Raw genomic sequence first — 21,597 nt, forward strand, 5'->3', positions numbered from 1 at the left:
GCGCAGGCTGGGAAATTGTCCTGCGGATTGATGCAGCGTAACAACGCTGCACATGGCACAATAATGCATGCTCAACATCCGCTCCGTACCCACGGCAGTCATCTTGCTGCTGCTTGCACCCGGCCTGGCTCACGCCCTGAACGGTTCGCACTCGCTTGGTACCGGGTCGGACAGGGGCAAGGGTGGTGGTAACAGCGGCCTACGCCAGAGCGTGCCACCCGCGCAGCCGCCCGTTCCCACCGTCCAGGCCACCGACTTCGACTGCAACAAGCCGGCCAATGCCATGGAAACCATGCTGTGCCAGGATGAGGGCTTGATCCGGCTGGGCAACCGGCTGGACAAGGTATACACCCAGGCGATGGACAAGGCCCGGCAGACACCGGGCGGCAACCTGAGCATGAGCAAGCTGCAGCAGGAACAGCGTCACTGGGTACACAACCTCAAAGACTGCATGAAAAACGACAACCCCCACATGTGCCTGGGGGATACCTATATCCTGCGCATTACCGAACTGCAGGCCAGCTGGGAGCTGGCCCCTTCGCTGACACCGCTGCATTATCTGTGCGGCGGTGGCGGCAACAACGACGTGCTGGCCACCTTTTACCGCACCAAACCCGCCACCGCGCGGCTGGTACGCGGCAAGAGCCAGGCCATCCTGCACCAGCAGGAGCTGGTTACCGGCGGAGCCCGCTATGCCGGCCAGAACGTCGAATTCACCATTCGCGGCAAAGAAGCCAGCATCAACTGGAAGGGCGAAAGCCTGCTGTGCATCAGCCAGCCTGAACAATAAGTCCATCCCCCTGCACCGGCCGGCAGCCGCACCGGACCATGTGCAGCCAACATTGCAACCCGGATATCACTCATGGCCCTGACCGCCACCATTTATAAAGCCGGCCTGTCGATTTCCGACATGGACCGCGGCTATTACGCCAGCCATAACCTGACCCTGGCGCAACATCCTTCTGAAACGGTTGAGCGCCTGATGGTGCGTCTGGTGGCCTTTGTGCTCAATGCCAGCGAAACCCTCAGCTTTACCCGTGGCCTGAGTGCCGACGACGAGGCCGAGCTGTGGCAAAAGAATTACAGCGAGGAAATCGAACTGTGGATTGAGCTGGGCGAACCGGATGAAAAGCGCCTGAAGAAAGCCTGCAGCCGCGCCGACAAGGTGGTGCTGTACAGCTATGGTGGCCGTTCCAGCGAAGTGTGGTGGCCGCAAATCGAAAACAAGCTGGCCAAGCTGGACAAGCTCAGCGTCTACCGCATCAGCACCGCCACCCAGGCCGAACTGGCATCCCTGTGCCAGCGCGGCATGCAACTGACCGCCACGGTGCAGGACGGCCAACTGTGGTTGGCGGATGAAAGCCGCAGCGTACTGGTGGAAGTGGAAGCCCTCAAAGTCCCCCACTGAGGCCGCATCAGGGCCGGGGCATGGCTGCGGCCAGTTGACGGGCCGCCTCGTCTCCTTGCTCCAGCGCAGTGATCACCGCGTGCCGGTCCTGTGGCAGCCGGTTCTGGCTGAGCTTGGCCTTGACATCCCAACGCGCCACCCGCAGCCGGAAACCCACGATGCCACGCTGCATGGCGGCCATTGCCTGCGCCGGCATGGCGTCGGTACTCCAGCCCGCCGGCCCTTCAAAATGGCGGGCCAACTGCTGTAACAGCGCAGTCAACTGCTCACCATCCACCGGCTCTGCCCGGCCATGTGCATGCGCCACGCGGTAATTCCAGGTGGGCACCATGCCATCGGACACATACCAGCGCGGCGATACATAGCCATGCACACCGGCAAATACTGCCACGCTGTCTTGTGCAAACAACACCGCGGCATGCGGATTGGCGCGTGCCAGATGCCCCAACAGGCAATCAGGGTGCTGCGGGTCGGGCAACAACACCACATGGCTGATCCACGGTTCGTCTCCGGCCGGGGTCATCAGGGTGGCCAGCGGATTATCCGCCATCACGCGTGCGGCATACTCAGCCTCGGCACGAAAAGCAGATGGGCAATACAGGCTCATCGCAATACTCCATCAACACAATTGATCAAGGGCAGATCCGGGCAACACACTGCCGCTACTGGCGCATGGCAATGGCCAGCCGGTTGAGCGCATTCATGCTGGCGATGGCCATGGTGAGATCGCAAATTTCCTGGGCATTGAAGTGTTCCAGCAACGGGCTATAGGCCGCATCGTCAGCCTGGGTGCTGGCAATCAGCGTGACTGACTCGGCCCAGAGCAGCGCCGCCTTTTCCCGCGCAGTGAAATGCGGACTCAGCCGCCAGCCCGCCAGCGTATCCAGCCGCGCGGCGCTATCGCCGCCGCTGCGCAAGGCACGACCATGCAGATCCAGACAAAAGGCACAGCCGTTGAGCTGTGAAACCCGCAGGTAAACCAGCTCCACCAGATTACGCCCCAGCGGACTGTCCTCCAGTTGCTGCTTGATGGCGCGCAAATGCTGCAGGGCCGGGGCCGACAGCGTGGCATAGGGCTGGCGCAAGGTGGTCATGGCGTGTTCTCCGGCTGACAGGAGCTTCATTATCCAGCAGCACCTGGCCCCATCAAAGAACCACTTATATTATTCTAGATAGAACCAATTACCCATTTAGCGCTGGAGCGCCTGCCAGCACATCCAGCCCCCCATGCCCAATAGCAGTGCGCCACAGCCTCGGTCCAGCCATTGCCTGCCGCGCGGCCCCACGCGCCGCAATACGCTGCCCAGACCAAACGCCAGCACACACCACCACAAGGCAGAGCCGGACACGATGCCCGCCACCATCACCAGCGCCTGGTGGCCACCGCTGCTGGCCTGGCCGGTCAGTCCGGAAAAAATGGCGACAAAGGACAGAATGGTCATCGGGTTGCCCAGGGTCAGTCCCAGTGCCGACAGATAGGCCGTGAGCAGCCCGCTAGCCGGTGCCACACGCGCCATGGCAGGCTCACTCAGCGGCGCGCGCAGCATGGCCCGCCCCTGCCACAGTAAAAAGCCGCCACCGGCCAGCGCCAGCGGCATGGCCAGCGCCGTCAACTGGTTGATCAGCATGCTCAGGCCCAAGGCGCCAAGGCTGGCATACAGACCATCGGCAGTAGCGGCGCCCAGGCCGGTGGCCAAGCCTGCCCACGGCCCATGGCGCAGGGTGCGGTCTATGCACAACAGCCCAATCGGTCCGACCGGGGCAGCAATGGCCAGCCCCACCAGCAGCGCCTGGCCATACAAGGTCAACAGTGTCATGGCATTCCTCTCTTTCCAGCCCATCAGTCTGCCTGCCTGCCCAGCGCTGGCACATGCCGTTTTTAAGGCAGAAATACAGTACAAGCTGATAAATTAAGGCATCGGCCGCTTTTGACCTGAAAGGACCCATCCAAATGGAAATTGACAGCAAATCCTGGAAAATTCTTGAATGCCTGCAGCACGATGCCAGGCTGTCACTGACGGAGCTGGCGCGCGCCGTGGACATGTCCGTCCCGGCGGTGTCGGAGCGGGTAAAGCGGCTGGAGGAATCCGGCGTGATCCAGGGCTACCATGCCAGGCTGGCACCACAAAAAGCCGGTTATACCTTGTCCGCCATGGTAGGTATCACCGTGGCGCAACCCTATAAGAAGAAGCTGCTGGATATCCTGTCGGCCATGCCGGAAGTCATGGAGTGCCACCATGTCACCGGGGCGGATTCCTATCTGTTCCGCCTGCTGGCCCGTGATGTGGCGCATCTGGAAGCGCTGGTGGCACGGGTGAATCATCTGGGCGAAACCCGCACCTCCATCATCCTGTCCACCCCCATCAGCCAGCAGGCCTTACGCCAGCCACGTTAATTTGTATGTAAACCGAACCTTAATGTCATCTGCCTGTCGTAAAATCCCAAGATCCACACCCCTCTGACACGCTCCATGACTTCGCTGACCTTGCGCCCGGCCACCTTTGACGATGCAGACCTGATTGCCCGCCTGCACACCGAAAGCTGGCAAAACAGCTACCGCCGCATCCTGTCCGACGATTACCTGGACCACGTAGCGCCCACCGAACGTCTCACCATGTGGACCCGCCGCTTTCATTACGACAACCACCTGTGGGTGCAACTGGCCCTGTGGGATGGCGAGCCGGTGGGTTTTGTCTGCCTGCTGCCAGATGGCGAAACCGAACGTGGCCTGCTGCTGGACAATCTGCATGTCCTGCCCGGCCAGCAGGGCCGTGGCGTAGGCCGCACCCTGCTGCAGGCGGCGGCAGCCCAGGCCGACCGACTGCAGCCTGGCACGTCGATGCATTTGTGGGTGTACGAGGCCAATAGCGACGCGCGCCGCTTTTACAACCGCATGGGTGGGGAAATGGTGGACCGGGAAAACGTGCTGGCACCGGACGGCAGCAAGGCCGTTGCGCTGTGCTACCGCTGGAAGCAGCCGGCACTGCTGGCCGGCAGCGGCAGCGTGGCAGCCTGATCCGCCGCAGCCGTCAGCGCTTTGCTACACTGGCGGCATGTCTGCCCTCAAATACCTGCTGCACTATCCACCCGCCCTGCTTGCCCAGGTTCAGGCCCGTCTGGACGACGGCAGCCTGGGCGACTGGCTGGCCGCACGCTATCCCGCCACCCATCAGGTACAAAGCGATAATGCGCTGTACCAGTATGTTGGTGCGCTCAAGCAGCGCTATCTGAAAAATGCCCCCGCCCCCACCAAGGTGCTGTTCGACAGTCAGCAACATCCGGTAAAAGGCACGCTGGGCACCAATACCCAGGTTTCCCGCGTACAAGGCGGCAAGCTCAAGGCCAAGCATGAAATCCGCATTGCCAGCCTGTTCCGCGACGCACCAGAGCCGTTCTTGCGCATGATCGTGGTACATGAGCTGGCGCATTTGCGCGAAAAAAACCACGACAAAGCCTTCTACCAACTGTGCTGCCATATGGAACCGGACTACCACCAACTGGAGTTCGATACCCGGCTGTGGTTGACGCTGCGCGAGCTGAAGCCGGCCTGAATCCGCCGCAGACCACTCGGCGGGTAGACGGTCAGGACAACGATACCGCCTGCGCCGCCTGTTGCCGTGTCAGGAAAGCCGCGATGTGGCGGTAGGTCTGGCCGCACTCCTCGGCCACCAGTTGCTCCATGTTCAGGAAAGCATGCACCAGATCAGCAAAATGCAGGTGCTCGCACACCACGCCCGCAGCCTGCAACTTGTCCAGATAGCGTAGTGCTTCGTCGCGCAGCGGGTCGAAACCGGCCGATACCACCAGGGTGGCGGGCATGCGCGGCGTCACGGTCATGTGCAGCGGGGATGCCGCCATGCGGTCTTCGCCACGCTGGAAATAATTGTCGAAATACCAGGCAATGCGATCGCTGTTAAGGAAATAGCCTTCGCCATTTTCGGTAATCGACGGCAGGCTCATGCTGTAGTCCAGGCTGGGGTAGATCAACACCTGGGCGGCAATCTGCAAGGCGGTATCGTGCTGAGCACGCGCACTCACCGTAGCCGCCAGCGCACCACCGGCCGAGTCTCCGGCCAAGGCCAGTTGCCGCACATAGGGCAGACCACGCGCCTCCAGCGCGGCAAACACGCCACGCGCCACCGCGTAAACATCATGCAATGCCGCCGGATAAGGGTTTTCCGGTGCCAGCCGGTATTCCGGCACCACCACCACATGGCCGGTGGCTGCCGCCAGTCGCCGGCTGATGGGGTCGTACACGCTGACACTGCCCGCGGTATGACCACCGCCATGCAAAAACAGCAGTACCGGCCGCGCCTCGTCCGGGGCCGGATGATAAATACGCACCGGCACGCTGTAATCGCGGCCATGGACGATTTCATCATTCACCCAGGCAATATCCGGGCCGGGGCTCACCAGCGTGCGGGTGACATTGGCCAGGGCCTCGCGGGCACCAATGGCGGTGGGTTTGTAGCCACTTTCCTGCAAGCGGCGGACAAGCTGGTTCAGCTGGAACAACCAGTCAGTCAGCTTGGGGCTGACAGCATGCATGGCGCTCTCCTGGGTCGGGTCCTGAGTCGGGAAGAGATCAGTTCAGGCCGACATTAATATACCAAAGTCATGAATGATGCCAGCATGCGCGGCACGCGCTAGGGCGCAAGCTGATCCCGCCGCGCCAGTTGTGGAAACCAGCGCATCCACAGCACCACCACCAGCAAGGTTCCCACGCCGCCCAATACCACGGCGGGGACGGCACCCAACCAGGCCGCTGTCACACCGGACTCGAATTCACCAAGCTGGTTGGAGGCGCCAATAAACAGGGAGTTCACCGAATTGACCCGGCCACGCATGTCATCCGGCGTTTCCAGTTGCACCAGCGTGCCGCGGATCACCACGCTGATGACATCAGCCGAACCGAGCAGCATCAGCGCCAGCAAGGACAGCGGGAAGCTGCTGGACAGGCCGAACAGGATGGTGGCAAAGCCAAACACCGCCACGGCGGCAAACATGATGTGGCCGGAGCGACGCCGGATGGGATGGCGCATCAGCCAGGCCGACATCAGCAAGGCACCGGCTGCCGGGGCCGAGCGCAGCAGGCCCAGGCCCCAGGGGCCGGTATGCAGGATGTCGCGCGCGAAAATCGGCAGCAGGGCAGTGGCACCGCCCAGCAGCACGGCAAACAGGTCCAGCGATATCGCCCCCAGGATATCCGGGCGGCTGCGGATGAAACGCACCCCCATCAGCAGGGAATCCAGCGACACGCGCTGGCCGGTGGGCAGCACCCGGCTGGAAGGCAGCAGGCTGACCAAGAGCAGGCAGGCCACAAAGCTGGCGGCGGCCAGGCCATAGGTCAACTCTGCACCCAGCGCATACAGGAAGCCCCCCAGTGCCGGGGCCACGATGGTGGCCGCCTCATTGGCCGAAGCCGCCATGGCAATGGCCTGCCCCAGCAAACGCGGCGGCACGATATTGGGCAACAGCGACTGCATGGCCGGCATGTCGAAGGCGCGGCAGCAGCCCACCACCACCGACAGGGCGAAGATCAAGCCGCGGCTGACCTGCCAGCCCGCGCCCAGATTACCCAGCAGCAGCACGCTTGCCGCCACGGCCTGAATGGCCAGACTGACAGCCACCACCCGCCGCCGGTCGAAGCGGTCGGACACCGCGCCAGTCACCAGCACCAGCAATACCCGCGGCAAAAACTGCAGCAAGCCCACCAGGCCCAGATCCAGCGCACTGCCGGTCAGTGCATACACCTGCCAGCCAATGGCCACGGTAAGAATTTGAAAACCGGCGGTCAGCAATACACGGGCCAACCAGAAATGCCAGAAAGGGCGGCAATGCCGCAAGGATGCAGACGCGTCGTTCATGGAAGCAGTAAAGACGGCCGGAATGGCCATGACAAAGAACTCAAGCCTACCGGCTAAACGTCTGTAACTCTAGCCTTACACCCCGCGCTTAACACTTGCTGACACAATCATCCAGTACGGCATGCGGCGCAGCTCAGGCAAACAGCCGCGCCAGCCAGCCGGCCTGGCGCACCGGCTGCAAGCAGGCGGATGCCTCCTGCACCAGCTCGGCCACCAGTTCGTGGTCCACCGCCGGCCGCTGCACCTGCAAGGGGTCCTGCTCTCCGGTGGGGGCAAGTGCCAGTCCCGACCCTTGCCGGTGCAAGCGGTAGCCGCCGCCACAGGAGGGGCAATGCACGGTATCGCCATCCTGCATGCGCCGCGGGATGGCGATGATGGGACCGCAGGCCTGGCATTGCTGCAAGGGAATGCCTGCTTCGCTGTGACCGACGATGTGTTCCAGCTTGCCGGCTTCCCCCAGCGCAATGAAGTGCTCACCGCAAGTGCGGTCGAACTGGCTGCCCAGATTTTCGCGAATGATGTCCAGCGCCCGCGCAATCGGCATGCCTGCCCGGTAGGGACGGTGGCTGGTCATGGCATCAAAGGCATCGGCAATGCCGACGATGCGCGCCACCATGGGAATGGCCTCGCCCTTGAGGCCAGCCGGATAGCCACGACCATCCGGGGTTTCGTGATGCATCAGCACCGCGTCCATCGCCAGGGCGGCCAGCGGATGCTCACGCAGCAAATCCGCCCCCTGCTGCGGATGGGTCTTGATCACCGCATACTCGTCGTCAGTCAGACGGTCGCGCTTGTTGAGAATGGCATCGGGTACGCCAATCTTGCCCAGATCATGCAGAAAGCCGCCCAGCATGATACGCAGCACCTCGCCGCGCGCCAGCCCCATTTCCTGCGCCAGCAGGCCGGAGAAACGCGACACCCGCCATAAATGGCCACCGGTATAGGCGTCACGGGTTTCCACCATCATGGCCATGGTGTAGAGGGTTTTGAGTAATTCCTGCGCTGCCTGCATGCTCTGCTCCGCAAAATGGCCACGCACGGGCCGTGATCTGGCTGTCAGTGATGGGTCGAAGCAGCCAATGAATTCTTACAGCTTAGTGCTAATTTTGAGGCATGCCCCCCAAGGGCTTACAATTGCCCTCATTCCAGAAAGAAAGCATTCCATGTCCAACTCCCTGAGCGCCCTGCTGCAAGCCGCAGCCGATCGTCGCCACGATCTTGTCAGCCGCCTGATCGCCGAAGATACCAATAGTTACCGCCTGTTCCATGGCAGTGTGGAGGGCGTATCCGGCCTGACGATAGACCGCTACGGGGACCTGCTGCTGGTGCAAAGCTTCCACCAGCCGCTGAGCGACGAAGAACTGGACGAAATCCGCCAGTTTTACGCCGCCAGCCTGCCTGAACTGCAACTGGTCTACAACGACCGCAGCAATGCCAACTCGCGCATCAGCAATACGCTGAGCCTGGCGGAACAGGCCGTGGCCGAAGAAAACCGCGTGGCACACGAGCTGGGCATCCGTTATCACATCCGTGGTCGTCACAGCGGGCAGGACCCGTGGCTATTCCTCGACCTGCGCGCCGGCCGCCGCCGTGTAAAGCAGTTGGCCGAAGGCAAGAGCGTGCTCAACCTGTTTGCCTACACCTGCGGCGTGGGTCTGGCCGCAGCCAAAGGTGGTGCCAGCTTCGTGATGAATGTGGATTTTGCCGAATCCAGCCTGGCCGTGGGTCGTGCCAATGCCAAGCTCAACAGCCTGACCACCCGACCGCGCTGCGTGCAAAGCGATGCCTTTGCCGCCCTGCGCCAACTGTCCGGCATCGGCCAGCCCAAGATGGTGCGTGGCAAGAAAATGCCGCCCTTCCCCACGCTGGAAGCGCGCCAGTTCGATGTGGTCTTCCTCGACCCGCCACGCTACGCCAAGAGCCCGTTTGGCGTGGTGGATCTGATCAACGACTACCAGGCGCTGTTCAAGCCTGCCCTGCTGTGTACCGCTCCCGGCGGGGTGCTGATCTGCTGCAATAATGTGGCCCAGGTGGATGGCGAGGCCTGGCTGGAAGCACTCAAGCGCAGTGCCGACAAAGCCGGTCGCCCGATCAAGGCGGTGGAGTGGATCACCCCGGAAGAAGACTTCCCCAGCCTGGATGGCCAGCATCCGCTCAAGATCGTGCAACTGCACGTTTGATCGCCTGACCAGGCACAACGCCTTGCCCGCCCGGCAAGGCGTTTTTGTTTGTCCCGCGGCCTTGCCACTCTTGCCGGCAACCATGCCATAAACATATTACTTCCTGCCAATCCGGCCGCCCGGCTGACCCTCCCCGCCGTCTGCCATGCAAAAAAAGCATTGCTGATTGCTTTGCTTCCAGCTAAGGTCTTACACCCATACAACCCCAACGGACCCAAATTCCGGGCAAGGACGATCTTTATGTTTTCCTGGTTTGAAAAACGGGTAGAAGTCTACCCCGACACCCCTCCCATCCAGCCGCCCAGCGGTTTTCTTGCTTTTGTCTGGTCCGCCACCAGCGGCATGCGCCCCTATATCCTGTGCATGACCCTGCTGACCGCCACCATCGGTGCATTCGAAGCCCTGCTGTTTTCCATGCTCGGTTCGGTCGTGGACTGGCTCAGCCATGTAGCCCCATCCCGCTTGTGGAGCCAGGAGCGCGAGCATTTGCTGCTGCTGGGCGGCATTTTGCTGGCCAGTCCGGTACTGATCGCGCTGCAGGCCATGTTCAAATACCAAAGCCTGTTCGGCAATTTCCCCATGCGGCTGCGCTGGCAGTTTCACCGCCATCTGCTGGGGCAAAGCATGAGCTTTTATCAGGATGAATTTGCCGGCCGGGTGGCCGCCAAGGTGATGCAGACCGCGCTGGCCGTGCGCGATACCGTGCTGATCATCACCGACATCCTGGTGTTCGTGGTGATCTACTTCATCACCATGGTGGCCGTGGTAGGCAGCTTCGATACCATCCTGCTGCTGCCCTTTGTCGGCTGGCTGCTGCTGTACATTGCCACCCTGGCCTTTTTTGTACCGCGGCTGGGCAAGGCGTCCACCCGCCAGGCCGATGCGCGTTCGCTGATGACCGGCCGCGTGACCGATGCCTACGCCAATATCGCCACGGTGAAGCTGTTTTCCCAAGGCCAGCGCGAAGCCGCCTTCACCAAGAGCGCCATGCAGGAGTTCATGCAAACGGCCTATGGCCAGATGCGCCTGGTCAGCAGCTTTGAAATCGTCAACCACATTCTCAGCATGGGGCTGATTGCCAGCACCGCCGGTGCCACCCTGTGGCTGTGGACACTGGGCGAGGTCGGCATTGGCGCCGTGGCAGCGGCCACCGCCATGGCACTGCGCCTGAATGGCGTCTCGCACTGGATCATGTGGGAGATGTCCAGCCTGTTTGAAAACATCGGCACGGTACACGACGGCATCAGCACCCTGTCGCGCCCGGTGGCGATTGTCGACCGTCCCGATGCCGGTGCGCTGCAGGTAACACGCGGCGAAATCCGCTTTGAGAATGTCAGCTTTTCCTATGGTGGCGAACGCACCATTGTCGACCAGCTGAACCTCACCATCCGTCCGGGCGAGAAAATCGGCCTGGTGGGACGCAGCGGGGCCGGCAAGTCCACCATCGTCAACCTGATGCTGCGCTTTTACGATGTGGAGCAAGGCCGCATCCTGATTGACGGCCAGGACATTGCCAGCGTCACCCAGGACAGCCTGCGCGCGCAAATCGGCATGGTGACGCAAGATACCTCGCTGCTGCATCGCTCGGTACGCGACAATCTGCTGTACGGCAGACCTGAAGCCGACGATGCCACCATGATCCATGCCGCCCGCCAGGCCGAAGCCCATGACTTCATCCAGTCGCTGACCGACCCCAAGGGTCGCAAGGGCTACGATGCCCATGTGGGTGAGCGTGGCGTCAAGCTGTCCGGCGGCCAGCGCCAGCGCGTGGCCATCGCCCGGGTGATGCTGAAGGATGCCCCCATCCTGCTGCTGGACGAAGCCACCAGCGCGCTGGATTCGGAAGTGGAAGCCGCCATCCAGGGCAGCCTGTACCGGCTGATGGAAGGCAAGACGGTGATTGCCATCGCACACCGCCTGTCCACCATTGCCGCCATGGACCGGCTGATCGTGCTGGACCAGGGCCGGGTGGTGGAAGAAGGCGATCACGCCAGCCTGCTGGCCAAGGGTGGACTATATGCCCGGCTGTGGGCGCACCAGAGCGGTGGTTTTCTGGGGGAGGATGCCGGCGAGGATGTCCGCCCCGGCGAGCTTGACCCGGCCTGATGCCGTACAAGCCGGACTTTGCTGCAATGAAAAACCCGCCTGCTGGCGGGTTTTTTTGTTTCTGCCACGTGCCGTGATCAGGCTTCAGCCTTTTTCAGGATCACATACAGTTCGTCCTTCAGCTTGAGCTTTTCCTTTTTCAGCACTTCCACATCAAACTGGCTGCCCTTTTCGATACCGGCTTCGATGTTCTTGATGGTCTGGTCCAGTTCATTGTGCTTGTTGAACAGACGGCTGAAATGCTCGTCTTCGGTTTTCAGTTTGCTGATCAGTTCGCGGAATTCTGGAAACATGGGCTTCTCCTGATGGGTGGGTTGGGCGGCTGCATGCCACCTGACTACAACTTCATGCTAGTCCCGCACTCTGCCGGCGTTCTTGATCTAAGGCATATGCACGACAGAGCTGTCGCCATTGTGCGCCATGCCGCGCAGTTGGCCAGTCAAGACATTCCTGCACCTAGGTCCAGTCGACCACCCCTGTCCAAGCCGCCACGATGCTGCGATGTCATCCGGTTTGGCCTGCATAAGGCCAAGCCCCTGTCTGGAGGCCTCATGCAATATCACTGCGCCAGCGATGCTGATTTCCAGCATCAGTCCTTTCTGGAACTGCGCCCTATTGCCGTTTCTCTACAGATACTGGGTTTTTGTGCCTGGCTGGCATCCTTGCTGCTCAGCCATCCCTCCCGGCAGGTAGAGAGCGCCAACATCCTGCTGGTGATCGTGGCCATGCTGGGAGGCAGCCTGCTGTCCTGGCAAGCCAGCCACCCGCGCACGCTGCTGCTGGGCATGCTGCTGCACCTGGCAGGGCTGGGACTGGGCTTTCGGCTGAACATGCTGCTAACCACCGAGCCCGGCCCCTGGGCAACATCCGTCGCGGTCTGCATCATCCTGACCATGGCTCCGGTGTTTCACAGCACCCATGCCTTCCTGCTGGCCAGTACCGGCATCTGGGTGATCATGCTGCAAGGCACGCTGGCCGATCAGCATCTGTGGGCGCAAGACTCCTGGGTCGCTCTGCTGATCACCAACAGCATGGCCACCGGCCTGATGCTCAACATCCTGTTCCGCCGCTTACGCCTGCGCGGCTATCTGCTGCGCAGCAAGCTGGAAGTGCTGGCCTTTCAGGATGCCCTGACCGGCATCGACAACCGCCGCAGCCTGCTGGAAAAGCTGCAGGCCTGGTATCCGCTACAACAGGGCTATTTCATGATGGTGGATATCGATGACTTCAAAAGCATCAATGATGATTTTGGCCATGAGGCGGGAGACCAGGTGCTGCGTGAAGTGGCCATGCAATTGAATACGCATCCTGATATTGATTTGTGCGGACGGCTGGGTGGTGAGGAGTTTGGCCTGTTTACCCGCAGGACCAACCGGCTGCAGGCCACCCAGGTGGCCGCGGAGCTGATTGCACGGGTCAATGCCTGCCATGTTCAGCAACGCAGGGTTTCCATCAGCATCGGCATTGTATACATGGATGGACGGGTCGGGATGAGCGCGGCCTTGCGGCTGGCAGACCAGGCCATGTACCAAGCCAAGCAGGCAGGCAAGAACTGCTTTGTACTGGTGTTACCGGACAGGCATGCCACCCACCCTCAGCAAGCCATTCAAACCTGAACACCGGCCCAACACCGCCCGCAGGCGGCCTCAGGCCGGCAGGCAGACCATCAGGCGTCGTAACCCAGATTGGGTGCCAGATCGCGCTCGGCCTGTTCCAGCGTCACCCCGCGACGCTGGGCATAGCTGCTCACCTGATCCTTCTCCACCTTGCCCACCCCAAAATAGCGCGATTCCGGATGGCTGAAGTAGAAGCCGGACACCGCCGCCGTGGGTAGCATGGCATAGCCTTCGGTCAGGGTCATGCCGATGCCCGGTGCGTCCAGCAGGGCAAACAGTTCCTTCTTCACCGTATGGTCCGGACAGGCCGGGTAGCCCGGTGCCGGGCGGATGCCGCGGTATTTCTCGTCGATCAAGGCTTCGTTGTCCAGCGCCTCGTCGGCAGCATAGCCCCAGAACTCGCGCCGCACGCGCTGGTGCATCAGTTCGGCAAAGGCTTCGGCCAAACGGTCGGCCAGCGCCTTGAGCAGAATGGCGGAGTAGTCGTCATTGGCCTCTTCAAAACGCTTCACATGCGGCTCGATGCCAATGCCGGCGGTGACGGCAAAGGCACCGATGTAGTCCTGCACACCGCTGTCGGCCGGGGCAATGTAGTCCGCCAGCGCCCAGTTGGGCTTGCCGTCCGCCTTGGGCAGTTGCTGACGCAGGCCCACCCAGGTCATCTGGCTGGCGCTGCCGTCCACGCTGCGGATGTCGATATCGTCATCATTCACCGTGGCCGCCGGAAACAGGCCGATCACCGCATTGGCGCCAAGCCAGTTTTCGCTGATGATTTGCGAGAGCATGGTCTGGGCATCGGCATACAGGCTGCGGGCGGACTCGCCGACAATCTCGTCGTCCAGAATGCGCGGGAAGCGGCCAGCCAGCTCCCAGCTCTGGAAGAAAGGCGTCCAGTCGATGAAGGCGGCAATCTCGGCCAGCGGGTAGTTTTCGAAACGGCGCACGCCCAGCCACTGCGGCTTGGGCGGAGTGTAGGCCGACCAGTCGGTGCGCTGCTTGTTGGCGCGGGCTGCGTCCAGGCTCACCACCTTGCGGCTGGCCTTGTTGGCATGGCCTTCACGGGCGCGCTCCTGCTCGGCCAGGTTGTCGGCGACAAAGCCGTCACGCAGGGTGTCGGACAGCAGGTTGGAACACACGCCCACCGCACGGCTGGCATCCGGCACATACACCACCGGCTGCTGGTAGTGCGGGGCAATCTTCACCGCCGTGTGGACCTTGGAGGTGGTGGCACCGCCAATCAGCAGCGGGATATCAAAGCCCTGCCGCTGCATTTCCTTGGCCACATGGCTCATTTCTTCCAGCGACGGGGTAATCAGGCCGGACAGGCCGATGATGTCGGCCTTGTGCTCGCGCGCGGCGTCCAGAATGGTCTGGCACGGCACCATCACACCCAGGTCGATCACCTTGTAGTTGTTACAGCGCAGCACCACACCGACGATGTTCTTGCCGATGTCGTGTACATCGCCCTTCACCGTGGCCATGATGATGACGCCCTTGGCCGGCGCATCGGCCAGACCGAGGGCAATCTTCTCTTCCTCGATGAAGGGTTCCAGGTGCGCCACCGCCGCCTTCATCACGCGGGCGGATTTCACCACCTGCGGCAGGAACATCTTGCCGGCGCCAAACAGGTCGCCCACCACGTTCATGCCGTCCATCAGCGGGCCTTCGATCACGTGGATCGGGCGGGCGCTCTTGAGACGGACTTCTTCGGTGTCTTCCACGATATAGGTGGTGATGCCCTTGACCAGCGCGTGTTCCAGCCGCTTTTCCACCGGCCACTCACGCCAGGACAGGTCCTCGCCCTTCTTCTCGCCCGCCGCTTCGCCCTTGAAGCGTTCGGCCAGCGCAATCAGGTGTTCGGTGGCATCGCCACCATCCTTGGGGGTGCGCATCAGCACCACGTCCTCGATGCGCTCGCGCAGCTCCTTGTCCACCTCGTCATACACTTCCAGCGCACCGGCATTGACGATGCCCATGGTCATGCCGCGCTGGATGGCGTGGTAGAGGAACACAGCGTGAATCGCCTCGCGCACCTTGTTGTTGCCACGGAAGGAGAAGGACACGTTGGACACGCCGCCGGATACCTTGGCATGCGGCAGGTTATTGTGAATCCAGCCGGTGGCTTCGATGAAATCCAGGCCATAGCGGGCGTGTTCTTCGATACCGGTGGCCACGGCAAAGATATTGGGGTCGAAGATGATGTCTTCCGGCGGATAACCCACCTCGTCCACCAGGATGCGGTAGCTCTTTTCGCAGATTTCCACCTTGCGGGCGTAGGTGTCGGCCTGGCCTTTTTCGTCGAAGGCCATCACGATCACCGCCGCGCCGTAACGGCGCAGCAAGCGCGCTTGTTCCTTGAACTTGTCCACCCCTTCCTTCATGGAAATGGAGTTGACGATGCCCTTGCCCTGAATGCACTTGAGGCCGGCTTCGATCACTTCCCACTTGGAGGAGTCGATCATGATGGGTACGCGGGCGATGTCCGGCTCGGCGGCGATCAGCTTGAGGAAGCGATCCATCGCCGCCAGCGCATCCAGCATGCCCTCGTCCATATTGATGTCGATGATCTGCGCACCGTTTTCCACCTGCTGGCGTGCCACATCCAGCGCGGTGGCGTAGTCGCCGTTCAGAATCAGCTTGGCAAAGGCGCGGCTGCCGGTGACGTTGGTGCGTTCGCCCACGTTGACGAACAGGTCCTTATCGCCAATGTTGAAGGGCTCCAGCCCGGACAGGCGGCACTTGGCTTCGATCTGCGGCAAACTGCGCGGTGCAATGCCGTCCACCGCAGCGGCAATGGCGGCGATGTGCTCCGGCGTGGTGCCACAACAGCCGCCGACGATGTTGATCAGGCCGGATTCGGCCCATTCGCGCACGAACTCGCCCATGGCTGCCGGTTCCAGGTCGTAACCGCCAAAGGCATTGGGCAGACCGGCATTGGCATGCACCGAGACATAGGTGGCGGACACGCGCGACAGCTCTTCCACATAGGGACGCAGCAAGTCCGGCCCCAGCGCACAGTTGAGGCCGAAGGACATGGCATCGGCGTGCGACAGGCTGTTGTAGAAGGCTTCGGTGGTCTGGCCGGTCAGCGTGCGGCCGGACTGGTCGGTAATGGTGCCGGACACCATGATGGGCAGGCGGGCGATGTCCGGGTGATCGTCAAAATACTGGTGGATGGCAAACACCGCCGCCTTGGCGTTCAGTGTGTCGAAAATGGTCTCCACCAGCAGGAAGTCCGCCCCCCCCGCCACCAGGCCGTCAATGGCCTCGGTATAGCTCGTTACCAGTTCGTCAAAGCTGACATTGCGATAACCCGGGTCGTTCACATCCGGGCTGATGCTGGCAGTACGGTTGGTCGGCCCCAGCACGCCGGCACAGAAACGCGGCTTGGCCGGATTCTTTGCGGTTTGCGCAACACATAGCTCTTTCACCAGCTTGGCCGCCGCGTGGTTGATTTCCCACACCAGGCTTTCCATCTGGTAGTCAGCCATGGCAATGGAGGTGGCATTGAAAGTGTTGGTTTCAATGATGTCGGCCCCGGCGTCCAGATACGCCTGGTGAATGCCGCCAATCACATCTGGCCGGGTCAGCACCAGCAGGTCGTTGTTGCCTTTGACGTCACAGCACCAGTCGGCAAACCGTTCGCCACGGTAATCAGCCTCTTGCAGCGCATGGCGCTGAATCATGGTGCCCATGCCGCCATCCAGAATCAGGATGCGCTGGGACAGCTGGGAAAATACCGGATGCGTGGGTTTTTTGGTCATGGCAAACAGGCTGTTATGGTGAAGAACGATGGGTGGCACACTCATGGTGCGGCCGAACAGTTTACCATTGCACTTGGAACTGTCAGACAACTAACTAAGAAGAAGAGAATACAAGCTTATGGTTGCTTTGAATAAGACTTGGCCGGCACTGTTGGCGGGAACAGTGCTGAGCCTGCAGATCCAGGCCGGCGGCATACTGAAAATCGGGGTTTCCGATTCGGATGCCCCACCCATCGTGGTACTGACGCCGGATAACCAGGCATTGGCCAGTGGCCTGATCAAGGAGCTGGGCGATGCCCTGGCAAGCGAACTGGGCCTGAAAGCCCAGTATGTGGTGATTGCCCGCAAGCGGGTGGAAAGCACCATCGAAAGCGGCAAGGTCAATATCGTGTGCAATGCCAACCCGGAATGGTATGGCAATGCCACCCGGCTGGGCTGGACGCGCGAATTCTACCCGCAGGTGGAAAGAGCGCTGTCACTGCGCGAGCTGCCAGACATCCGCCAGGCGGATGAAATGGTGGGCAAGCGTATCGGCACCATTCGCGGTTACAGCTACCCCACGCTGGAGCACCTGTGGGCAGTGGGCCGCACCACCCGCGTGGATGAGCCGCGGCTGGAGCTGCTGGTGAAATCGCTGCAAAAGAAACTGACCGATGTGGCCATCTCTTCCGAACTGGAGCTAGCCTGGTGGGCAAAAAGCAATCCTCAGGATGCGCGCAGTTTCAAGCAACACCCGCTGACCGTCACCTACATGCCTACCATGTGCGCGGTGGCTCCGCACTCGCCCATCAGCACCGAGCGGCTGAACCAGGGCATTGACGCCATGCGTCGCAGCGGCAAACTCAAGGCCATTCTGAAATCCTACGAATGGCAGGCTGAATAGCACCAACCGCCAGGCCAGCAAATTTGTGGTGCATCAAACTTGTTTCACGTGGAACAAGTTTTCCTTGCCAACGGCGGCAAAAACGGCAACCCTCTGGGCTTGCCGTTTTTCTTTGTCGCGCCATGCACATCATCTACCTGCACGGATTCAACTCCGGACCACAATCCCTCAAGGCACAAGAAACCGCCAGTTGGCTGCAACAGCATGCCCCAGGCCTCACCCTGCACTGCCCACAACTGTCTCCCCACCCGGCGCAAGCCATTGCCCAGGCGGAGACCTTGCTACTGTCGCTGCCCGCCGATACGGCACTGATCGGCAGTTCCCTGGGCGGCTACTACGCCACAGTGCTGGCAGAAAAACATGGCCGCAAGGCGGCACTGATCAACCCGGCGGTCCAGCCGCATCAGGATTTGCTGCGCCATCTTGGCCCCCAGCACAACCCGTATTCCGGCGAGGACTATGTCCTGGGGGAGCAGGACATGCAGGCGCTGCTGGCCATGCAACCAACCGGCATCCGCCACGGGCAGTACTGGCTGTGGCTGGGCAGTGCCGACGAGGTGCTGGACTGGAGACTGGCAGCCCGCCGTTACGCCGGCCAGCGCCAGAGTGTATTCAATGGTGATGACCACCGGCTGTCGCGTTGGCCGGCTGGTCTGCCCGCCCTGTTCAGCTGGCTGCGCCAGGCGGATTGAGATGGTTGTGACCGCGCTGCATGGCCGCCGATAGCCGCTCCAGGCTAACCGGCTTGGACAGGAAATCATCCATGCCGGCCTGCTGGCAGCGCTCGCGGTCTTCGTCAAAGGCATTGGCCGTCAGCGCAATGATGTGCGGCTGACGCGGCAGCTTGCTCTGGCGAATGGCACGGGTGGCATCCAGCCCGTCCATCTCCGGCATCTGCATGTCCATCAACACCAGCTCCACATCGCCCTGGCTGACCCGCTCCAGTGCCTGACGGCCATTGCCGGCCAGCAGCACATCGCGATAACCCAGCTTGTCCAGCAGCTTGATGATCAGTTTCTGATTGACCATATTGTCCTCGGCCACCAGCACCGACAAGGACTGGGTACTGGCCGGCACCACCGCCTGCGGCTGTATTTCGGCGGGTGCCTCTGTCTGCGGTGCGGCCACCGTAGTGGCCACCCAGTACACGCTGAAGCAACTGCCTTCCCCCGGCACACTGCTGACATCAATGCGCCCGCCCATGGCTTCGGCCAGGCGGCGGCAGATGGCCAGCCCCAGCCCGGTACCGCCATAGCGGCGGGTGGTGGTGGAGTCGGCCTGCTCGAAGGCGGTGAATACCTTGCCCATCTGCTCCTCGGTCATGCCGATGCCGGTATCGCGCACATCCAGCTGCAAGCGCAGCATGTCGAAAGTATCCTCCAGCGGCGCCATGCTCACGCTGACGGTAATGCCGCCCTGGTGGGTAAACTTGATGGCATTGCTCAGCAGATTGCTGGTGATCTGCCGCAGGCGGGTGGCATCGCCCAGTAGCCAGGCGTGGCCGGTCGGGCGCTGCCAGGTGACGGTCAGCCCCGCCTCCATGGCCTTGGGTTCAAACAGGCTCACTACGCTGTCCAGCAGGCTGTACAGATTGAAGGGGCGCTGCTCCAGAGTCAGCTTGCCGGCATCAATCTTGGACAGGTCAAGGATGTCATTGATCAGCGCCAGCAGCGATGTCCCACATTCTTGCAAGGTCGCCACCTGATCGCCCTGCTCCCGCGTCAGCTGGCTGTGTGACAATAGTTCGGCCATGCCCAGCACACCATTGAGCGGCGTGCGTATTTCGTGACTCATCACCGCCAGGAATTCCGATTTGGCCTTGGCTGCCATTTCCGCCTTGAGCAAGGCCTCGGATAGTTGCGCCATCCGCCATTCGACAATTTTCTCCAGTTGCGCTGCCACGGTGGACAGCTCGAAATTGGCGTCGTACAAGGCACGGCTACGCTGCTCCAGCAAGCTTTCGGCTTCTTTGCGGGCGGTTTTCTCGCGTAAATACCGCTTCTGATAGCGCTGCAATTGCTCTTGCAACTGGGACAGCTCGCTCTGGCTCATAGCAACTCCACTACAAAGCGCACCTCACTACCCTCTGCATTCAATGGCTCGGCGGTGATACGGCCTTGTTCGGAGAAATGATCCAGCGCGCCCTGGATCAGCCCGGTGGCAAGCGGTGCCAGACAACGTGGCGAGCGGTACAGCAATATCATCCGCTTGTCGTCACGCTCCACAACCTGAATATCCGGCAACTGCGCGTCAGGGTAGAGCTTTTGCACCTCCACATGGATATGTTTCTCTATCCCCTCGAACACCATGAAAGAACTGCTACAGGACTGAATACTGTAGGGATAGAGCACGGCAAAACGGCCAAACAGATAATGTCCGAAGTGAAAGATCAGCTCCGAGGTAGGCATGCCGCTGCGGCGCGACAGCGCGGTGATCATCGCCACCAGCTCGGCAAACGGGTAGTTGCCCACCGCGGTATACGCACCGCCGGACTTGATCTGTGCATCCTCGATAATGTCATCCACCATCTCGGCGGAAAAACGCGCTTCCACCATCTCCATGAATTCGGTAAACACCACGCCTTTCATGTCATGCCCTTTCCTGTTTCCCGCCCGTCGCCCCTTGTCCTTTCACCACACCGCGCAATGCCAGGGATTGATTCAATGTAGAAACAAATACAGCCAAATACCAAGCGGTAATCCTTAAAAAACAGACTGTTCAGTACAAGGCGCTTGCCGGTGCAAAGCAGGCAGGTGCAGACTCGAAACCTGTCAACAAGCCAGGAAAGGTGGGCAAGATGAGCCAGGCAATCCGTTTTCATCGCCACGGCGGCCCAGAGGTGTTGCAACTGGAACAGGTGCTGATCGGCAACCCTGGTCCGGGCGAGGTGTTGCTGCAGCATGCGGCCATCGGCATCAACTTCATCGATACCTATCAGCGCAGCGGGCTGTATCCGGTTCCGCTCCCCAGCGGCCTGGGCAGTGAAGCTGCGGGCACGGTGCTGGCGGTGGGCGAAGGGGTCAGTCATGTGGCCGTGGGCGACCGGGTGGCCTATGCGGGCGGCCCGCTGGGTGCCTACAGCAGCCAGCGCCTGATTCCCGCTGCCGTGCTGGTGAAACTGCCGGACAGCATCAGCTACGAAGTAGCCGCCTGCATCATGCTGCAAGGCATGACGGTGGAGTACCTGATCCGCCGTACCTTTGCCGTGCAGCCCGGCATGACCGTGCTGTGGCATGCCGCAGCTGGCGGCGTGGGACAGATTGCCGTGCAGTGGCTGGCATCCATGGGCGTGCGGGTGATCGGCACCGTGGGTTCCGCCGCCAAGGGTGAGCTGGCTCGCCAGCTAGGCTGCGCCCATGTGATCAACTACAACCAGGAAGACGTGGTGGCACGCGTGCGCGAGATCACCGGCGGACAAGGCGTGCCGGTAGTGTACGACTCGGTGGGGAAAAGCACTTTCGAGATGTCGCTGAACAGCCTGGCACCACGCGGCACTTTTGTCAGCTTCGGCAATGCCTCCGGTGCCGTACCGGCCTTCGAGCCGCTGCTGTTGTCACAAAAGGGTTCGCTGTTCTTCACCCGGCCCAAGCTGGGCGACTATGTGGCCAGCAGAAGCGAGCTGGAGGCATCAGCACAGGCATTGTTCGAGCGCCTTGCCAGCGGAGCCATCCGGGTGCAGCCTTCTGCCCGCTATGCGCTGGCCGATGCGGCACAGGCACACCGCGACCTGGAAAGCCGCCGTACCACAGGCTCCCTCATCCTGCTGCCCTGAG

At 61.5% G+C, this 21,597-nt stretch carries 21 protein-coding genes; 11 read left to right on the forward strand and 10 right to left on the reverse strand.

The window, feature by feature from the left end; translation table 11 throughout:
* The first annotated feature begins 67 nt into the window (after window positions 1–67).
* Together DLM_RS19305 and DLM_RS19310 are read left to right on the forward strand one after the other, a co-directional pair.
* On the forward strand, window positions 68–790 hold the full coding sequence (locus DLM_RS19305; RefSeq protein ID WP_089082331.1) for an MliC family protein: 723 nt from the start codon (window positions 68–70) through the stop codon (window positions 788–790).
* 72 nt (window positions 791–862) lie between these two features.
* Window positions 863–1,408, forward strand: a complete 546-nt coding sequence (locus tag DLM_RS19310) for a YaeQ family protein (protein WP_089082332.1) — start codon at window positions 863–865, stop codon at window positions 1,406–1,408.
* Between the two features lie 7 nt (window positions 1,409–1,415).
* On the opposite strand, the gene DLM_RS19315 is transcribed toward DLM_RS19310, so the two are convergent.
* The 3 genes from DLM_RS19315 to DLM_RS19325 all read right to left on the reverse strand — a co-directional run bounded on the left by DLM_RS19315 (window position 1,416) and on the right by DLM_RS19325 (window position 3,225).
* A complete protein-coding gene (locus tag DLM_RS19315) occupies window positions 1,416–2,015 on the reverse strand; it encodes an FMN-binding negative transcriptional regulator (protein WP_089082333.1) in 600 nt (199 codons plus the stop codon).
* Window positions 2,016–2,070: 55 nt separating this feature from the next.
* A complete protein-coding gene (locus tag DLM_RS19320) occupies window positions 2,071–2,532 on the reverse strand; it encodes a carboxymuconolactone decarboxylase family protein (protein WP_231959909.1) in 462 nt (153 codons plus the stop codon).
* A 66-nt stretch (window positions 2,533–2,598) separates the two neighbouring features.
* Complete coding sequence (locus DLM_RS19325) at window positions 2,599–3,225, reverse strand: LysE family translocator (protein ID WP_089082334.1); 627 nt, start codon at window positions 3,223–3,225, stop codon at window positions 2,599–2,601.
* A 134-nt stretch (window positions 3,226–3,359) separates the two neighbouring features.
* Between DLM_RS19325 and DLM_RS19330 the strand changes: the two genes are divergently transcribed.
* From DLM_RS19330 to DLM_RS19340, 3 genes are all read left to right on the forward strand, one after another.
* Window positions 3,360–3,803: an Lrp/AsnC family transcriptional regulator gene (locus DLM_RS19330; protein ID WP_089082335.1), complete on the forward strand. Its 444-nt coding sequence runs from the start codon at window positions 3,360–3,362 to the stop codon at window positions 3,801–3,803.
* A gap of 75 nt (window positions 3,804–3,878) precedes the next feature.
* Entirely contained in the window at window positions 3,879–4,424 is a 546-nt protein-coding gene (locus tag DLM_RS19335) for a GNAT family N-acetyltransferase (protein ID WP_089082336.1), read from the forward strand.
* A gap of 37 nt (window positions 4,425–4,461) precedes the next feature.
* Window positions 4,462–4,959, forward strand: coding sequence for a M48 family metallopeptidase (locus DLM_RS19340; RefSeq protein ID WP_089082337.1), 498 nt, complete (start codon window positions 4,462–4,464; stop codon window positions 4,957–4,959).
* Window positions 4,960–4,990: 31 nt separating this feature from the next.
* Here DLM_RS19340 and DLM_RS19345 read toward each other — a convergent pair whose 3' ends face one another.
* The 3 genes from DLM_RS19345 to DLM_RS19355 form a co-directional block, all read right to left on the reverse strand.
* On the reverse strand, window positions 4,991–5,956 hold the full coding sequence (locus tag DLM_RS19345) for an alpha/beta hydrolase (protein ID WP_089082338.1): 966 nt from the start codon (window positions 5,954–5,956) through the stop codon (window positions 4,991–4,993).
* Between the two features lie 98 nt (window positions 5,957–6,054).
* On the reverse strand, window positions 6,055–7,305 hold the full coding sequence (locus tag DLM_RS19350; RefSeq protein ID WP_231959910.1) for an MFS transporter: 1,251 nt from the start codon (window positions 7,303–7,305) through the stop codon (window positions 6,055–6,057).
* A 103-nt stretch (window positions 7,306–7,408) separates the two neighbouring features.
* Window positions 7,409–8,287: an HD domain-containing phosphohydrolase gene (locus tag DLM_RS19355; protein WP_089082363.1), complete on the reverse strand. Its 879-nt coding sequence runs from the start codon at window positions 8,285–8,287 to the stop codon at window positions 7,409–7,411.
* Between the two features lie 151 nt (window positions 8,288–8,438).
* Between DLM_RS19355 and DLM_RS19360 the strand changes: the two genes are divergently transcribed.
* Window positions 8,439–9,455, forward strand: coding sequence for a class I SAM-dependent rRNA methyltransferase (locus tag DLM_RS19360; protein WP_089082339.1), 1,017 nt, complete (start codon window positions 8,439–8,441; stop codon window positions 9,453–9,455).
* A gap of 240 nt (window positions 9,456–9,695) precedes the next feature.
* Complete coding sequence (locus DLM_RS19365) at window positions 9,696–11,561, forward strand: ABC transporter ATP-binding protein (protein ID WP_089082340.1); 1,866 nt, start codon at window positions 9,696–9,698, stop codon at window positions 11,559–11,561.
* A 77-nt stretch (window positions 11,562–11,638) separates the two neighbouring features.
* Here the strand turns inward: DLM_RS19365 and DLM_RS19370 are convergent, their stop codons facing one another.
* Window positions 11,639–11,854 carry a YdcH family protein gene (locus DLM_RS19370; RefSeq protein ID WP_089082341.1) on the reverse strand — a complete coding sequence of 72 codons (216 nt, stop codon included), beginning with the start codon at window positions 11,852–11,854 and terminating at the stop codon, window positions 11,639–11,641.
* Between the two features lie 258 nt (window positions 11,855–12,112).
* Here DLM_RS19370 and DLM_RS19375 point away from each other — a divergent pair, with 258 nt between their 5' ends.
* Window positions 12,113–13,177, forward strand: a complete 1,065-nt coding sequence (locus DLM_RS19375; RefSeq protein WP_167467171.1) for a sensor domain-containing diguanylate cyclase — start codon at window positions 12,113–12,115, stop codon at window positions 13,175–13,177.
* Window positions 13,178–13,227: 50 nt separating this feature from the next.
* On the opposite strand, the gene metH is transcribed toward DLM_RS19375, so the two are convergent.
* Window positions 13,228–16,941 carry a methionine synthase gene (gene metH / locus DLM_RS19380; RefSeq protein WP_089082364.1) on the reverse strand — a complete coding sequence of 1,238 codons (3,714 nt, stop codon included), beginning with the start codon at window positions 16,939–16,941 and terminating at the stop codon, window positions 13,228–13,230.
* A gap of 118 nt (window positions 16,942–17,059) precedes the next feature.
* Here metH and DLM_RS19385 point away from each other — a divergent pair, with 118 nt between their 5' ends.
* Together DLM_RS19385 and DLM_RS19390 are read left to right on the forward strand one after the other, a co-directional pair.
* Window positions 17,060–17,824: a substrate-binding periplasmic protein gene (locus DLM_RS19385; RefSeq protein WP_089082343.1), complete on the forward strand. Its 765-nt coding sequence runs from the start codon at window positions 17,060–17,062 to the stop codon at window positions 17,822–17,824.
* Window positions 17,825–17,946: 122 nt separating this feature from the next.
* Window positions 17,947–18,516 carry a YqiA/YcfP family alpha/beta fold hydrolase gene (locus tag DLM_RS19390; protein ID WP_089082344.1) on the forward strand — a complete coding sequence of 190 codons (570 nt, stop codon included), beginning with the start codon at window positions 17,947–17,949 and terminating at the stop codon, window positions 18,514–18,516.
* Here the strand turns inward: DLM_RS19390 and DLM_RS19395 are convergent.
* Window positions 18,491–19,876 (reverse strand): ATP-binding protein, encoded by a 1,386-nt coding sequence (locus tag DLM_RS19395; RefSeq protein WP_089082345.1) that lies wholly within the window; start codon window positions 19,874–19,876, stop codon window positions 18,491–18,493. The genes DLM_RS19390 and DLM_RS19395 overlap by 26 nt on opposite strands.
* Entirely contained in the window at window positions 19,873–20,412 is a 540-nt protein-coding gene (locus DLM_RS19400; RefSeq protein WP_089082346.1) for a heme NO-binding domain-containing protein, read from the reverse strand. Before DLM_RS19400 ends, DLM_RS19395 begins: the two co-directional genes overlap by 4 nt.
* Window positions 20,413–20,621: 209 nt before the next feature.
* Here DLM_RS19400 and DLM_RS19405 point away from each other — a divergent pair, with 209 nt between their 5' ends.
* Window positions 20,622–21,596, forward strand: a complete 975-nt coding sequence (locus tag DLM_RS19405) for a quinone oxidoreductase family protein (protein ID WP_089082347.1) — start codon at window positions 20,622–20,624, stop codon at window positions 21,594–21,596.
* Window position 21,597 lies beyond the last annotated feature (1 nt).

It is taken from the genome of Aquitalea magnusonii (assembly GCF_002217795.2).
In the GTDB taxonomy this organism is placed as follows: Bacteria; Pseudomonadota; Gammaproteobacteria; order Burkholderiales; family Chromobacteriaceae; genus Aquitalea; species Aquitalea magnusonii_B.

Excerpts from the sequence above, each read along its gene's own strand:
- DLM_RS19330 (WP_089082335.1), top strand. The coding sequence starts at position 3,360 with ATGGAAATTGACAGCAAATCCTGGAAAATTCTTGAATGCCTGCAGCAC.
- DLM_RS19340 (WP_089082337.1), top strand. The coding sequence starts at position 4,462 with ATGTCTGCCCTCAAATACCTGCTGCACTATCCACCCGCCCTGCTTGCC.
- DLM_RS19405 (WP_089082347.1), top strand. The coding sequence starts at position 20,622 with ATGAGCCAGGCAATCCGTTTTCATCGCCACGGCGGCCCAGAGGTGTTG.
- DLM_RS19385 (WP_089082343.1), top strand. The coding sequence starts at position 17,060 with ATGGTTGCTTTGAATAAGACTTGGCCGGCACTGTTGGCGGGAACAGTG.
- DLM_RS19365 (WP_089082340.1), top strand. The coding sequence starts at position 9,696 with ATGTTTTCCTGGTTTGAAAAACGGGTAGAAGTCTACCCCGACACCCCT.
- DLM_RS19395 (WP_089082345.1), bottom strand. The coding sequence starts at position 19,876 with ATGAGCCAGAGCGAGCTGTCCCAGTTGCAAGAGCAATTGCAGCGCTAT.
- DLM_RS19355 (WP_089082363.1), bottom strand. The coding sequence starts at position 8,287 with ATGCAGGCAGCGCAGGAATTACTCAAAACCCTCTACACCATGGCCATG.
- DLM_RS19345 (WP_089082338.1), bottom strand. The coding sequence starts at position 5,956 with ATGCATGCTGTCAGCCCCAAGCTGACTGACTGGTTGTTCCAGCTGAAC.
- DLM_RS19310 (WP_089082332.1), top strand. The coding sequence starts at position 863 with ATGGCCCTGACCGCCACCATTTATAAAGCCGGCCTGTCGATTTCCGAC.
- DLM_RS19325 (WP_089082334.1), bottom strand. The coding sequence starts at position 3,225 with ATGACACTGTTGACCTTGTATGGCCAGGCGCTGCTGGTGGGGCTGGCC.
- DLM_RS19360 (WP_089082339.1), top strand. The coding sequence starts at position 8,439 with ATGTCCAACTCCCTGAGCGCCCTGCTGCAAGCCGCAGCCGATCGTCGC.
- DLM_RS19305 (WP_089082331.1), top strand. The coding sequence starts at position 68 with ATGCTCAACATCCGCTCCGTACCCACGGCAGTCATCTTGCTGCTGCTT.
- DLM_RS19375 (WP_167467171.1), top strand. The coding sequence starts at position 12,113 with ATGCAATATCACTGCGCCAGCGATGCTGATTTCCAGCATCAGTCCTTT.
- DLM_RS19370 (WP_089082341.1), bottom strand. The coding sequence starts at position 11,854 with ATGTTTCCAGAATTCCGCGAACTGATCAGCAAACTGAAAACCGAAGAC.
- metH (WP_089082364.1), bottom strand. The coding sequence starts at position 16,941 with ATGACCAAAAAACCCACGCATCCGGTATTTTCCCAGCTGTCCCAGCGC.
- DLM_RS19320 (WP_231959909.1), bottom strand. The coding sequence starts at position 2,532 with ATGAAGCTCCTGTCAGCCGGAGAACACGCCATGACCACCTTGCGCCAG.
- DLM_RS19390 (WP_089082344.1), top strand. The coding sequence starts at position 17,947 with ATGCACATCATCTACCTGCACGGATTCAACTCCGGACCACAATCCCTC.
- DLM_RS19335 (WP_089082336.1), top strand. The coding sequence starts at position 3,879 with ATGACTTCGCTGACCTTGCGCCCGGCCACCTTTGACGATGCAGACCTG.
- DLM_RS19315 (WP_089082333.1), bottom strand. The coding sequence starts at position 2,015 with ATGAGCCTGTATTGCCCATCTGCTTTTCGTGCCGAGGCTGAGTATGCC.
- DLM_RS19400 (WP_089082346.1), bottom strand. The coding sequence starts at position 20,412 with ATGAAAGGCGTGGTGTTTACCGAATTCATGGAGATGGTGGAAGCGCGT.
- DLM_RS19350 (WP_231959910.1), bottom strand. The coding sequence starts at position 7,305 with ATGGCCATTCCGGCCGTCTTTACTGCTTCCATGAACGACGCGTCTGCA.